This window comes from Pseudonocardia acidicola (assembly GCF_012911935.1).
Taxonomy (GTDB): domain Bacteria; phylum Actinomycetota; class Actinomycetes; order Mycobacteriales; family Pseudonocardiaceae; genus Pseudonocardia; species Pseudonocardia acidicola.
The window spans coordinates 40201-53750 of sequence record NZ_JAAXLA010000003.1 but is presented as its reverse complement, the minus strand read 5'-3'; the positions used below and the strand labels follow the sequence as shown (position 1 = coordinate 53750).

At 70.8% G+C, this 13550-nt stretch carries 13 protein-coding genes; 4 read left to right on the top strand and 9 right to left on the bottom strand.

All coding sequences use genetic code 11. The features are described from left to right. The first annotated feature begins 226 nt into the window (after nt 1–226). On the top strand, nt 227–553 hold the full coding sequence (locus tag HF526_RS02375; RefSeq protein ID WP_169379547.1) for an anti-sigma factor antagonist: 327 nt from the start codon (nt 227–229) through the stop codon (nt 551–553). Nucleotides 554–557: 4 nt separating this feature from the next. Here the strand turns inward: HF526_RS02375 and HF526_RS02370 are convergent, their stop codons facing one another. The 7 genes from HF526_RS02370 to HF526_RS02345 all read right to left on the bottom strand — a co-directional run bounded on the left by HF526_RS02370 (nt 558) and on the right by HF526_RS02345 (nt 6243). Further along, on the bottom strand, nt 558–1097 hold the full coding sequence (locus tag HF526_RS02370; protein ID WP_169379546.1) for a MarR family winged helix-turn-helix transcriptional regulator: 540 nt from the start codon (nt 1095–1097) through the stop codon (nt 558–560). Between the two features lie 57 nt (nt 1098–1154). Then, on the bottom strand, nt 1155–2078 hold the full coding sequence (locus HF526_RS36105) for a chloride channel protein (protein ID WP_338051258.1): 924 nt from the start codon (nt 2076–2078) through the stop codon (nt 1155–1157). A 4-nt stretch (nt 2079–2082) separates the two neighbouring features. Beyond that, complete coding sequence (locus tag HF526_RS34990) at nt 2083–2982, bottom strand: chloride channel protein (RefSeq protein WP_338051240.1); 900 nt, start codon at nt 2980–2982, stop codon at nt 2083–2085. 56 nt (nt 2983–3038) lie between these two features. Then, nucleotides 3039–3197 carry a hypothetical protein gene (locus tag HF526_RS02360; RefSeq protein ID WP_169379545.1) on the bottom strand — a complete coding sequence of 53 codons (159 nt, stop codon included), beginning with the start codon at nt 3195–3197 and terminating at the stop codon, nt 3039–3041. A 148-nt stretch (nt 3198–3345) separates the two neighbouring features. Continuing rightward, nucleotides 3346–3609: a helix-turn-helix domain-containing protein gene (locus HF526_RS02355; RefSeq protein ID WP_169379544.1), complete on the bottom strand. Its 264-nt coding sequence runs from the start codon at nt 3607–3609 to the stop codon at nt 3346–3348. A gap of 774 nt (nt 3610–4383) precedes the next feature. Next, on the bottom strand, nt 4384–4929 hold the full coding sequence (locus HF526_RS02350; RefSeq protein ID WP_169379543.1) for a hypothetical protein: 546 nt from the start codon (nt 4927–4929) through the stop codon (nt 4384–4386). Nucleotides 4930–5178: 249 nt separating this feature from the next. Then, nucleotides 5179–6243, bottom strand: coding sequence for an MEDS domain-containing protein (locus HF526_RS02345; protein ID WP_169379542.1), 1065 nt, complete (start codon nt 6241–6243; stop codon nt 5179–5181). 291 nt (nt 6244–6534) lie between these two features. Between HF526_RS02345 and HF526_RS36750 the strand changes: the two genes are divergently transcribed. The 3 genes from HF526_RS36750 to HF526_RS02330 all read left to right on the top strand — a co-directional run bounded on the left by HF526_RS36750 (nt 6535) and on the right by HF526_RS02330 (nt 9651). Continuing rightward, a complete protein-coding gene (locus HF526_RS36750) occupies nt 6535–7575 on the top strand; it encodes a LuxR C-terminal-related transcriptional regulator (RefSeq protein WP_169379541.1) in 1041 nt (346 codons plus the stop codon). A gap of 163 nt (nt 7576–7738) precedes the next feature. Next, nucleotides 7739–8191, top strand: a complete 453-nt coding sequence (locus tag HF526_RS34435) for a hypothetical protein (protein ID WP_211176673.1) — start codon at nt 7739–7741, stop codon at nt 8189–8191. A gap of 239 nt (nt 8192–8430) precedes the next feature. After that, complete coding sequence (locus HF526_RS02330; protein WP_275403856.1) at nt 8431–9651, top strand: Nramp family divalent metal transporter; 1221 nt, start codon at nt 8431–8433, stop codon at nt 9649–9651. Nucleotides 9652–9668: 17 nt separating this feature from the next. On the opposite strand, the gene HF526_RS02325 is transcribed toward HF526_RS02330, so the two are convergent. Both HF526_RS02325 and HF526_RS02320 read right to left on the bottom strand, forming a co-directional pair. After that, entirely contained in the window at nt 9669–10097 is a 429-nt protein-coding gene (locus HF526_RS02325) for a BlaI/MecI/CopY family transcriptional regulator (protein WP_239028198.1), read from the bottom strand. A gap of 252 nt (nt 10098–10349) precedes the next feature. Beyond that, a complete protein-coding gene (locus tag HF526_RS02320) occupies nt 10350–12599 on the bottom strand; it encodes a transglycosylase domain-containing protein (protein ID WP_169379539.1) in 2250 nt (749 codons plus the stop codon). Nucleotides 12600–13550 lie beyond the last annotated feature (951 nt).

Sequence of the window (13550 nt, the reverse complement as noted above, 5' to 3'; positions counted from 1 at the left end):
GTACCGGGGGTTGCGATCCACTCCGGTTCTGAAGCATGGTGGAGATCCGCGGTCGCCTCGTTGAGTACACCAGCGTGCGGCCAACCGAGCCCGGCCGGTCTCGAGTCGATGGCGACGGACCGGGTCGCGGCAGCGATCGCCGAGGAGAGACTCCATCAGCGACCTATCCACTCAGCACCCGGCAGTCGAGGTTCTGTCCATCCGGGTCGACGAGCCGACGCCGTCGGTGGTCGTGCTGACGCCCGCCGGCGAGCTCGACATGCTCACCGCGCCCGTGCTGCTCGAGCGCGTCGAGATGCACCTGGAGCGTCGCGATCACGCCGTCATCGACATGCGCGACGTCACGTTCCTGGGGTCGAGTGGCCTGCACAGCCTGCTGGCGGCGAAGAGCGCGGCCCAGGCCGCCGGCACCCAGCTGCACCTGACCGGGACCGACACCCCGTCCACGGCCCGCGTGCTGCGTCTGTCCGGGCTCGCCCCGGTACTGCCGATCGAGCAGTCGAGCACCGGTGAGCTCCTGGTGAGCCTGGTCGAGGCCGACGCCGGCGGATGACGATCTAGGCCGCGGTGCCTCCGGTCGGGGTGCCGCGGACCGGCTGTTCGGTCGTCCAGCCCAGGCTCCAGGCGTTCGATTCCGGCAGCTCGCCCGCCGCCCTGGCGAAGGCCAGCAGAGCCGGGACCAGGCTCCGCCGCCGGTGCGCCGGCATCTGCTCGAGGACGCCCTCGATCGCCTCCCGGCGGTGCTGATTCACCGTGTCCACCAGAGCACGCCCGGAGTCGGTGAGCTCGAGGACGAGGTTGCGGCGGTCGGCAGGGTCGTCGCTGCGGTGCAGCAGGCCTGCGGCGACCAACCGGTCGCAGGCCCGGGTGACGTTGGAGGGGTGCACCCCGAGACCCTCCGCGACCGCGCCCAGGTTGAGCGGACCGCGGCTGGCGATCATCACGAGGACGCGCAGTTGCGGCAGTGTCACCCGGTCCTCGATGGCGGCGAAGGACCGCGCGGTGACGCCGACCAGCACTCGCGCGGTGAGCATCACCGCGTCGATCTGCTCGGCGGAGGGCCGGCCGCCGTCGGCGGTGGAGCGCGCGGACGTCATGCCGTCAGTGTCCCGCAGACCGTTACGCGTCGGCAAAGTCGTCGCGGCTCCCGTTGCTCACCGGGCAGCGCTCGCCGACGTCCGCTGCCGGCCGAGCCAGGGGAGCGCGGTCAGGGTGCGTTCGCGATGATGCTCCTCGGCCAGGTCACGGAGCCGGCCGTCGAGCAGTTGCTCCACCGTGATCAGCCCGAGCAGCCGGGTGGGATCGGCCCGATCGACGACCGGGGCGGCGCCGATCGCGTTCTCGGCGAAGCGGGACGCGACGGCCCGCAGCGTGTCGTCGGCGTGGACCACCAGCGGCCCGGAGATGAGCACGTCGGCCACGGTGGTGGCGCTGCCGGGGGCCTCGAGGGCCCGGCGGGGGGCGGCGCCCACGAGCGTGCCGCCGTCGAGCACGGGGAACAGGCGCTGCAGCGGGTCACCGACGCCCGCCGTCCCGGTGGCCGGTTCGCCGCGGCGGGGCACGGTCGCCGTGAGCAGGTCAGGCGGCACGGGAACGGGATCGGACGAGCTCAGGACGGCCGGACCGGGGTGCATGACCTCGTCGGCCAGCAGCACCTCGAGGGGGTCGACGTCGTACTCCCGGGACAGGTGGTAGCCGCGCCGGGCGATCTTCTCGGTGAGCACCGAGCGGCGCAGCAGCAGCGCCGAGACCCCGTAGGCCGCGGCCGAGGCGATGAGCAGGGGAAGCAGCGCGGGCCAGGCGTGGGTCAGTTCGAGAGAGAACACGACGCCGGTCAGCGGGGAGCGCATGACGCCGCCGACGACGGCGGCGAGGCCGATGATCGCCCAGAACCCGGGCGCGGGGGTGGGGAAGAGTTGCCCCTCGAGGGCGCCGAGCGCGGCGCCGATCATGAACACCGGGGCGAGCACGCCGCCCGATGTGCCGGACCCCAGGGAGAGGCCCCAGATGAGGCTCTTCACGGTCAGGATGCCGACGATGAGGGAGATCGTGGCGCGGCCGTCGAGGAGTTCGCCGATGACGTCATAGCCGACGCCGAGAGCGCGGGGCTCGATCAGCCCCCCCGACCCCGATGATCGCTCCGCCGATGGCCGGCCACCACATCCAGTGCAGCGGCAGTCGCGCGAAGCAGTCCTCGGAGAAGTAGACGAGTGCGGTCACCGCGACGGCGAGCATGCCGCCGGCGATTCCGGCGACCACGCACAGCAGGTCGACGGCCGGCGTCAGCGCGATCCCGGGCATGCCGACCGGGAAGATCGGGGCGCTGCCCAGCAGGGGGCTCCGCACGGCGACGGCGACGGCGACGGCGGCGGTGACCGGCAGAAAGCTGCGGGGGCGCCACTCGAACAGGAGCAGTTCGACGGCGAGCAGCACCGACGCCAGCGGCGCGTTGAACGTCGCCGCCATGCCCGCCGCGGCGCCGGAGACCATCAGGGCCTTGCGCTCGTCGGCGGTGAGGTGCAGGTGCTGGGCGAGGATGGAGCCGAGCGCGCCGCCGGTCATGATGATCGGCCCCTCGGCGCCGAAGGGCCCGCCGCTGCCGATGCTGACCGCCGCGGACAGCGGCTTGAGCACCGCGACCCGGGGCTCGACGCGACTGCGGCGCATGAGGATCGCCTCGATGGCCTCCGGCATGCCGTGCCCGCGGATCTTCTCCGACCCGTAGCGGGCCATCAGGCCGACCAGGAGCCCGCCGGCCACCGGCGCGAGCAGGATCAGCCAGGCCGGGTGCGGCGCTGCGCCGGGAGCCACCATCTCGACCGATAACCGCTGGTAGAAGACCAGGTTGGTGATCGCACCGATGAGCCGCAGCAGGGCCCAGGCCGCGATGGCCCCGACTGCTCCGATCGGAAGGGCCCACGCGATGGTCACGAGGACCCGCGGGGTCAGGGTGAAGTCGCCCAGGTGGCGCGGCACGTGCACGGCGGACATCCTGACCGCAATGAGTGTGTGGACGCAACTTTTGCGTTAGATGGTCCTTACGCCGCCGGCATGACGAACCCCAGGTCGCCCATCGCTGCGCTGAGCAACCCGAGCGGTCGGCGCGCCGTGCGATCGGGAACCGGCGCCGCGCCGACGCGGCGCTGCGGCACCCGCTCGGCGAGAAGCCTGCAGACCGGCGCGGGAGGTGCGACCACTGCGAGGACGGTCTCGAGTTGCGGACCCTGCAACTCCCGAGGTCTGGGTCACCGGCGTGGTGCTGGACCACCCCTACCACGTCGATCCGTCGGCCGGCCCCGCTGCGTCATGAGGCTGCTGCGAGTGGCGGGAGGCATGGCCGTGTGGTCAGCCGACTGCTGCTGCACCCGGTGGGCAGTCGGGCCGGAACCCGGCGCGGGTCGACCGGAGGAATCGCTGCCGCACCGCGGCCTGGCCGATCTCCAGGCCGGTGATCTCCCGGATGTGCCAGATGCGAAATCGTACCGTGCTGACGTGGATCCTGAGCATGGATGCGGTTCGTCCTGGATCGCCGTCGCACAGGTCGTAGATCCACAGCGTTCGGATCAGGTCGTTCCCGGTGTCGTCCTGCGCATCGGCGAGCTTTCTCATATTCCGAGCTGCCGCGTCGGATTCTGGAATGTTCGCAGGATTCTGCAATGCAGCCTCCGGATTTTCGGGCGCTCCTCGCCGCGTCGGGGCAGCGGGGCGGAAGGTTCGCTGACCAGCAGTGAAGTCAGCGTACGTCGCTGTGCACGGGCGGGGCAAGCGCGCGAGCCGGCGCGGTTCATTCGGAGATCGTCGATCTTCGACGGCGGAGTGCGGTGGGTGATTTGTGGTCCCATCACATCGGTGCCTGCTGCTGATTATGGCGTCGTCACAATACGGCCCCACAATCGATTTCTGCGGAAAGCGTCCGTAGCAGGTCGGACGGTCGGGAGTTCGGCGGTCAATCCTGCGGAGCGGAGCCGGCGGTTTCGGGGAGTGGGATCCGGCGTTGCAGCCTGCGCCGGCACAGCCGGGAGAGCGGACGCGGTCGCATCGTCGGGCCGGCCGTCCGGCGGGCGTGATCCGGTGACGCCGCAGACGGCCGACCCGTACATCGCGCCGACGACGTCATGGGTCGGCCACGTCACACCGGCCACGGCCACGGCCGCAGCGGGACGTGTCTCGAACGCCCTCCGGAGGGTCGCCGGAGCGGCTGACACTGTGGGGCGGCGGTCCGGCCGATGGACGGACCGCCGCCCGGTGCGTCAGTTGCTCAGCCCCGGCGCCGGTCGACCCGGCGAGCGGTGCGTCGAGCGGTGCGCCGCGCGACCCTGCGTGATCCGAACATCTCTACCTCCGTGCCGTCGTGGTGGTTGTCGTGGTCCTCCGAGTCGCGCGTCACTTCTTGCTGGCGGACGCCGTTTCGAGGGCGTGCTGGTCCTTCGCCTCCGTGTCGGAGAGCAGGCCGATCTCGACGAGGTCCAGCGGGCTGATGAAGCCGTCGCTGAGGCGGTAGCCACCGGCCTCGGCGATCGCGTCGCGCAACGGGACGGCCCAGTGGTGTTCGAGCAGCAGCAGCGCGGCGGCCGAGTCGTTCGGGATGTCCTCCAGGACCTCCCATGCATCCTCGTCGGTGAAGACGGCGGCCCCTTCGGCCGCCGCCTCGGCGCCGGCCCGCGCGCCGGCCTCGACTCCCTCCTCGCCTTCGAAGCCGAGACCGATCAGGGCGCCGATCTTGCTGCCGAGCTCGATCGCCTCGTCCTGGGACAGGTTGCTCAGGTGCATCGCCTCGAGGTTTCCGGCCGCGTCCTTGTAGACCGCCAGCGAGTCGATCACCCGCACGGTGTCGCTCTCCCGCAACCGCTCCAACTCTTCGATGATCCTGCCGTGAAAGTCCGGATGCCGGAATCCGAGCACTATCAGCTGGACAGGTCCGATTGCCATGTCTGTTCCCTCTCCGTCGGCCCGCGATCCTCGTATGCCGTCCGGTGACGCCACTCGGTAGCGACCGGAGCCTCAGCCTCACCGCGCCCCATGCGGGACGCCTCACCCACGACGGGTGACAGCCGCCGGAACACCCGGACCAGCGAGCTGCGCCGCCGCCGCGCCGGCGGCCCTCGCCCTCCGTCGGCTCGCAACGCGAAGCCGCCGCCGTGCTTGCTCGGGAATGGATCGCGTCGGGGCCTGCCCGAGTCAGACCCGGCGCGGACCCATCCGTGGCTGCTTCACTCCGCCATCGAGGCCGGGAACCCCTCGGGGACGCAGCAGGTAGTAGGGGTTGTGGAGAGGAACGCCGCAGAGCAGCAGCCGCGGGTGGGTCCGCACCAAGTCGATGATCAGCCCGCCGTCGTGGGTGCTGATGTCGTAGAGGCACAGGATCGCGGTGGGACATCGGCCGGCGAAGCTGTTCAGGGCGGACTCGTAGCGGATCAGTTCGCCGGGTCCGGGGAGCTGCGGTTGCCACCAGTCGGCCTCGGCGGCCAGCCGCGTGGACTCGAACCCTCCATCAGTGACGGCGGTGGAGGTCAGGCTTGTCCAGAACGCGATCATGTCTTCGATCGAGACCGCGTCCGGGGAGGAGATCGTGTCGATCGGGCCCTGCACCTCCAGCTGCCCCGAGGCGAGCCAGTCGTCGACCCTGTCCGGGCTGCCGAGCCGAGCCAGTACGGCGGTGGGGTCGGGGTCGGTCAGTCCGGCGAGACACTTCTGCCCGCCGCGCAGGCCTTCGCGCAGGAAGGGCACGAGCACCTCATCGCGCTCGCGGATGCTGGTGTGGAGTGCGCAGATGTGGTCTCCGACCCGAACGTCGACTGCGGGTGTGCGGGCCGACAGGCCGGTCAGCGGGATGTGCTGATCGGTGGCGAGCGTGCCCGCGCAGGAAGAGGCAGGATCGTCGAACACCGGTAACCGAGGCGACGCCGGCGACTGGACGGTCTGCACCTGGGTGCCGGTGATGAAGCGGAGGGCGTGCAGGGCTCGGGGATCTGCGGCGTCGAGCCCGGTGAGTTCACGGATCCGGTGGAGGCGGTATCGGACGGTGCTGGGGTGGACACCGAGGGCCGCCGCGGTCCTGGCGATGTCGCATCCGACCCGGTGGTGTGTCTGCAGGGTGCGCAGCAGGATCGCGGTGGAGCCCCCCTGGGTGGGCATGTCGTGTGACGGCACGACCGGCACCTCGCAAGGTTGGGTGAGCTGAAGCGACGGCGGGAGTCGCTCGTGGGACATCGCCGCGGGCGCGGTCCCGGGGGGGGTGTGCATCCCGGAACCTTCGAATGTCCCGCCGGCCGCGGACGGCGTCCATCGGCAGATCTGCCGATGTCAGGGCCGTTTCGTCACCGGCACGCGTCTTCCCTCGCCGCCTCAGCCCTTGACGCACCTCCCGCTGGTCACAACGCTGATGGCTGGGGTGTGCCCGCTGAGCTCGACACGCGGGTGACGTCGGGGGTTCGCGGACCGCATGTCTCCTCCTACCCCGGCCTGTCGGATCCGTCGTGCGCGAGGGGCGTCGCCGCGGTGGCCGGCGGGCGGAGGTGTGGGAGGTGCCGGCCGGTGACGGGGCGGGTCCCGATCGAGCAGGAACTGGTGGTGGCGGTAGCGGAGCTCGCAGCCGCCTCGATCCCACCAGCCCAGCGCGCGGAAGCCCTGCTGGTGCCGCTGCAGCGGTTCTTCGGGTTCGACGCGGCCTGGCTCGCCCTGGTCAACCCGGACCGCCCCGGACACGTCACTCTGGGCAGCCACGGCTGTGACGACCCGGTCCACGACTACCTCGTCGGGCCGGTCGTGGCGGAGGACATCGAGATCGCCGGGCTCACCCGCGACCGGCCACCGATGCGGGCTGCCGACCTGTCCTTCCCCGTCGGCGAGCTTCAGTCCTGGGCCGAATGCCTGATCCCGGCGGGCTTCCGGGAAGGCCTGGCCGTGGGCCTGTTCACCGACGACGGCCGGCACGTCGGCTTCCTGAGCATGTTCACCGAGTCGCCGGTACCGGCGCCCGGCACCTCTCTCGCGTTGCTGGGCGCGCTCGCCCGCAGCATCGCCCATGCCGTTGACCCGGTCCGGGTCCTCAGCGCCGCCGCGCGGATCGTCCACGGCGCCGCCGCCGGCACCGTGCTCACCCGGGCCGGGAACGCCCTTCCGCTTCCGGGCCTGGCCCCGTCGAACCTGTTCGCACCGGGCTCACCGGTGCTCGGCGTAGCCGCCCAGCATCTGGCCGAGGGCGCCGAATACGTCACCTTCCTGGTCCCACGACCGGTGCCGGGACCGGCGGGCCGGTATGTGCGGATCACCGTGCTGGCCGCTCCGTCCGACATACCGACGCATCTCGCCGGGATCGTGGTCGCCTCGCCGGTGGGTGAGCTCCACGGCCTCACCTGCCGTGAGCTGGAGATCCTCGGGTTGCTCATCGAAGGCTGGTCCAACGCCCGCATCGCCGCCGAGCTCGTCGTGACTCCCCGCACCGTTGCCGCCCACCTCGAGCACATCCGCACCAAGCTGGGCGTCCCGACGCGGGTTCGTGCCGCGGTGCGCGCCCAACGCGCAGGCACCTACATTCCGCGTCGACTTCGAGTTCATCGGGGACCGACCACGTGAAACGGCCATTGGCCGCGGACCGCGCAGGTCGATCCCACCAGCGAATGAACAATGCTAGAACAGAAGGTGAACGCCATCGGGTGTCGTGGTGAACTCCAGTCGGGCCGCTACCGCGTCCGGGACACCGGGGTGCCATCACCGCCGATTCCTTGGGAGGAACCCCATGGCCCCTGCGAGGGCGAGGACACCGCAGGTCGAGGAGTCCCAGGGCGAGCCGCAGCAGCTCGCGGAACCGGCCGCGGGCGCCGCGGCCGAGGAGAGCGGCCGGCGAGAGGACGGCGACCGGACGGCCACGGTGCACCTGCCGTTCGTCACGGCCCAGTTCCGCAGACCTGACCTGCACCTGCCGCGGCTGGGCCGGCGGGAGGCGAGTGAGGCCGTGAGCGCGGTCGCCGACAGGGCGCGGTCGCTCTCGCCGGCAGAACTCGCCTACTACGCGGGACTGGGGCTGCTCGCCGTGGTCGACCTGATCGAATGGCCGGTGGCGATCGCCGTGGGTGCCGGCACCGCGCTGGCTCGCGCCAGAGGTCGCGGGCCGGAGGAGGCCCCGTCGGACCGGGCCGGGTCGGACGAGGGGGCGGAGGAGTCCCGCAGCACCACGAACGCCAGCAGTTGATCCGGCGAGCGGCCGGTCCCACCCGCGCCCGGATCACGGCGGGGTTGTTCGCCGTGCGCCCCGGTGTGGTCGCGGTGCCGACGATGCGCGTCGCCGCCGTGGCGTGACCGCGCGGGGCCCGGGGCGCCGCTGCCGCGATCGCGTCGGCGCGGTACCTGCACAACATCGAAGAGGGACGCCGAGCGCTCGCCCGGTCCTGCTCGGGAGTGGATGCGGCAATCGGCAGAGGGAGCGGCTCGATGGGGTGGCGGCGGTGCCTTCAGTGGGTCGGGCCCGGTGTGGTGGCGGGTGCGTCGGACGTGGATCCGACCACGGTGGCGACCATGGCGGTCATCGGGGCCGGCACGGTGTTCGGGCTCGGTTGGCTCACCCTGTCGCTGTTCCCGATCATCGCCGTGATCCAGGCGCTGAGCACGCAGGTCGGCTTGGCCGGCGGCCGGGATCTCCCGACCATCGTCGCCGACAGCCAGAGCCAGTTGATGCGGTGGCCGTTCGTGCTCTCGATCCTGGTGGTCAACGTCGTGACGATCGCGGCGGATCTGGAGGCCGGGGCCGCCGCGCTCGGGCTGCTCGTGGACGCCGACTGGCGGTGGTTCGTACTGCCGCTGTCGGTCGTCCTGCTGACACTGCTGCTGGCTGCCGGTTACCACCAGGTGCAGCGAGCGTTGAAGTACCTGTTGTTGTGCCTGCTCGCCTACGTCGTCGCGACGGTCCGGGCGCAGCCGGACTGGGGAGAGGTGGTGCGGGGCAGTCTCGTGCCCCACTTCCCGTTGAACGGCGAGTACATCGCCGACGCGTTGTCGCTGCTCGGCACCACGCTGACCAGCTATGTCTACATCTGGCAGACCATCGGGCAGGCCGAGGAGCAGCAGCCGTGGCGGCTGTACCGGACCCGGCAGATCGACTCGGCCGTCGGAAGTTTCTTCGCGGTGGCGATCATGTGGTTCATCCTCGTCGCCACCGGCTCCACCCTCGGTGTGGACCACCTTCGGGTCGACACCGCCGCGCAGGCCGCGCAGGCGCTGCGTCCCGTGGCCGGAGACCTCGCCGGCGCGCTGTTCGCCCTGGGGCTGCTCGCATCGGCCGTCGTGGCGCTGCCGGTCATCATGGCCACCACCGCCTATGTCACCGGTGCCCAGCTGAAATGGCGGCGGGGCCTGTCCCTGCGGATCAGCGAGGCCCCGCTGTTCTACGGGGCGCTCATCGCAGCCACCGTGCTCGGCACGGTGGTCACCTTCAGCGGAGTCGCCCCCATCCGGCTCCTGTTCGTCGCCGGCATCGTCGGAGGTGTCGCGACGCCCATCGGGTTGATCATGCTGCTCCGGGTCGCGGGCGACCGGAAGCTGATGAACGACCGTCCGGCGGCGCGTCCCTTGCTGGTCGCGGGCTGGGTCGTCACCACGCTGATCACGACGCTCGGCCTGGCGTACATCGTCCAGCAGCTCGTGAGCCACGGTTGATCCGGGCTGCAACCTCGTCAGCTGTCCAGCTCGCCGGTGAGAAGCCGTCGCAGGACCTGTTCGTCGTGGGGGGACAGGTCGTTCACGAAGCGCGCGAGTACTGCGTTCCGGTCGGCTTCGTCGTCGAGTACCCGGCGCATCCGCCGTGCGGCCAGGCCCGGCTTGTCGGCGACCGGGCGGTAGGAGTAGGCCCGGCCCAACCGCGTCCGAGTGAGCAGGCCATGGGCCTGCAGGCGGGACAGGATGGTCAGGATCGTCGTCTGGCGCAGTGCGGCCGCCGCAGGGTCACGCTCGGCCAGCCGGCGCAGCACCTCGGTGCCGGTCAACGAGGTGTCCGCGGCGAGCAGGACGTTCATGATCTCGCCGGCCAGCGCGCCCGAGGTTCGCCGGGGTGCGGCCGCCCCGATGTGGTCGCGCCCCGCCTCGTCCGGGTCGTCCGGTGCCATCGAGGTCCCCTTCCACCGCGTGCCCGCTCCCGAACATCAGAGTATGACTTCTACATGGCTGTAGAAAGAACACGCTGGTGAAGGATCGCACGAATCCCGCGATGGTCCCGGACGACCGACTGTTCAATGGGGTGAACGTGATTGCCCGGGCAACGCCGTGATTGCACGGGCTGATCCCGCGTTCCCGGGCCGCGTCGTGGATCGCGCGGCCGCCGTCCGGAACCGGGGCCGCGGCGCCGCGGCGGACCTCCGCTAGCCGCCGCTGGGCTGATCGCTACCGGGCTGATCGCTACCGGGCTGCCCGCTGCCGAACTGCCCGCTGTCGGGCTGCACGTTGCCCCCGCCGCCGTTCGGTTGCCCGCTGCCCGTCCCGCCGCTGCCCGCGCCGTCCGTCCCGCCGCCGCCCGCGCTGCTCGTTCCGGCGTTGCCCGAGTTCGTCCTCCTGCAGCCGAACAGACACGGCTTTGCCGGGCTGGTCGTGGTCGGCTGGCCGTCGGTCGTCGTGGGGGTCGGTGTGTCGGTGGCCGGTGCCGTCGTGGGGGAGTCAGTGGCTGATGGCGGCGCGCTGACGGTGGTGGTGGGCATGCCGCTGTAGTTGGTGCCGCCCTCGATCGTCTGGGCGTCGGGGAACGGCGTCATCGGCTGGTCGGCGAGATAGGTGTTCATGAACGCCTGCCAGATGTAGCCCGGTTCTTCCCGGCCGTAGACGTTGTAGCCGGACTCGGGGCCGAAGCCGTTGTGGTAATTGCCGTAGATCGGCGCGGGCTGCTTCTTGTTGCCGAACCACACCGCCGTGGCCACCTGCGGGGTGTAGCCGACCATCCACGCCTCCGAGTTGTGCCCGCTGTTCTGGTACTGGGCGGTGCCGGTCTTGGCGGCGTCGGGCCGGTTGTTGTCCAGCCCGTCCCCGGAGGAGCCGGCCACGTCGGTCATCGACTCGGTGACCGTGTGCGCGATCTCCGCGTTCGTCGTCGGGTCGGAGCTGAATGCCTGGGTTGCCGGGGTGTCGAACCGGTACAGCTCGCCGCCCTGGTAGTCGCTGACCTTGGCAACGAAGTGGGCCGGGATGTACATGCCGTTGTCGGCGAAGGTCGCGTAGCCCTGGGCCTGGTCGATCGGACGGACCGGGTACTGGCCGATCGAGATGCCCAGCTGGGTCTGGCCGGTGCCCTTGCCGGTCTGGTCGTCCTGCTGCAACGAGTCGTAGCTGGAGCCCAGCGACGAGGTGATCCGCTTCGGAATCCCGGCCTCCCAGGCGGCGGTACGGACGTTGTCCACCCCGACCTGCGCCCCCATGCGATAGAAGACGGTGTTGATCGACTTGGTCATCGCCTCCTTCACGGTCGTCTGTTGGGTGCTCTCGCCATCCGCGTTGTGCACCACCTGGCCGTCGATGGTCTGGTTGTCGCTGCCGTCGTAGAGCGTGTTCAGGCCGATGTCCTGCGGGTCGTTCTGCAGGGCGGCCGCGAACACGTAGGGCTTGAACGAGGACCCCGGTTGTTGCGGCGTCATCGCCAGGTCGTAGGAGGTCGAGCCGTCCCCGCCGTAGTAGGCGATGATGCCGCCGGTGCGGGGATCGATCGAGACCAGGGCGGCCGCCTCGTCGGGATACGACTTGTCCGCTGACATGATCTTGGGGACGGTTCGTTCCGCGTCGGCCTGCGCGGCCGGGCTGATCGTGGTGTAGATCTTGGCGCCGTTGCGGGACAGGGCCTGCTCCGACAGACCCTTCTGGGCCAGTTCGTTGAAGATCTCGGTCACGATGTACTGGCGGGTGGGCGACAGCGACGTCGTGCCGGTGGACTCGGGGACCGGGGTGGGGAACTGGGCCGCGTTGAACTCGGCCTGACTGATCCAGCGGTTGGCCAGGAGCCGGCCCATCACGTAGCTGTAGCGCTGCTGTTCGTACGGGGCACTGTTGGCGTAGGAGGGCAACTGGACCATGCCGGCCAGCAATGCAGCCTGTTCGTTGGTGAGCTGGCCGACGTCCTCACCGAAGAACGCCTTGGCCGCGGCCTGGACCCCGTAGGCGCCGCGTCCGAAATAGACGGTGTTCAGGTAGGCGGTGAGAATGTCCTGCTTGGAGTAGGTGTTGGTCATCTTGTACGATTCGACCAACTCCAGGAACTTGCGGGTGAAGGTGTGCTGGTCGTTGCCGGTCGCCTTCTTGACGTATTCCTGGCCGATCGTCGAGCCGCCGCCGGTGCCACCGCTCAGTTGGTTCCACAACGTGCGCACGATGGCCTTCAGGTCGAACCCGGAGTTCGTCATGAAGGTCTCGTCCTCGGCGGCCATCTGCGCGTTCTTCATGGATTGCGGAATCTGTGCCCACGTCACCAGTTGGTGGCTGCCGCCCGCGCCGGCCTTGGTGTACATCGTCGAGCCGTCCGAGTAGTACAGGTCGACGGGTTGATTGAGCTTGGCGACCAGGGCGTTGGGGTCCGGCACCGAGACGAACTGGTAGGCGATGAAAAAGGCCGCGATCGGCCCGAGGATCGCCACGGGGATCAGGACGTACGCAACGCGGCGGACTCGACGCCACAACGCCGCCCGGCTCGGCCGGCCGTCCCGAGAGGTGAGCAGATCCGCTTCCCTCGGCGGGCGCGGTGCGCCGCTCGACGCCGAACGCGCGGGGCCACCGCGGGCGGGTCCCGCCGGCCCGTTCCCCGGCGCGCCCGCGGGCCGATACGGTCCCGATCGGCCTGCCCCGCCGGCCGCAGGAGGCGGGCCCACGGGTCGGCGAGTGCCGTACGGTGGCTGCCCGGCCGGCGGAGGCGGTGGCGGGGGCTGGTGTGGCGGCCGTGGGCCACCCGGCGGCTGGCGACGATCATCCGGCGATCCGGGGTGTGGACCGGCGCCGCGAGCCGGCCCCTGTCCGGGGCGTCGCGGCGCCCAGGACGGCCGGCCACCGCCCGGCCATGGCGGGCGGCCGGAGCGACGCGGATCTTCCCGGTGGTCGTCCACGCACATGCCTCCCGCTCGAGATCTTCTTCTACATGAGTGTAGAAGAAGATCTCGAGCGCCTTGCGAGGCCCGCTCGTGCCCCGCTGACGGGACGGGTGTAGTCGGCGCGGCGAGCATCGTTGCGGTGGCGGTGAGGACCGTGTCGACTGTTGCCCTATCTGCGTGAGGGGCTGCACGCCGGCCACGCATGCCTGCGCGTGACCACGGACGCGGGAGTGCGGACCTCAAGGTGCAGGTCGCCCGAGGCGGTCTCGACCCCGGCCCGCTGGACGCCTGGTCCACCCGGAGCCTCGTCGAACAGGCCGGCCCGTGGCCCGCGCCGGGAGAAGGGAGCGCCCCTGCGGAAAGCCTCCCGGTGAGGGGCGGATGTCCGGCAGTGGGTGAGCCGCAACATCGCATCGCCGGACCGGCTTCCCTCGCTCACGAAGCATCTCCCTCCGGCGGCAGACAGGCTTTCGCCGGGCCTGCGGCTCGCCTGCGTCCCGATCT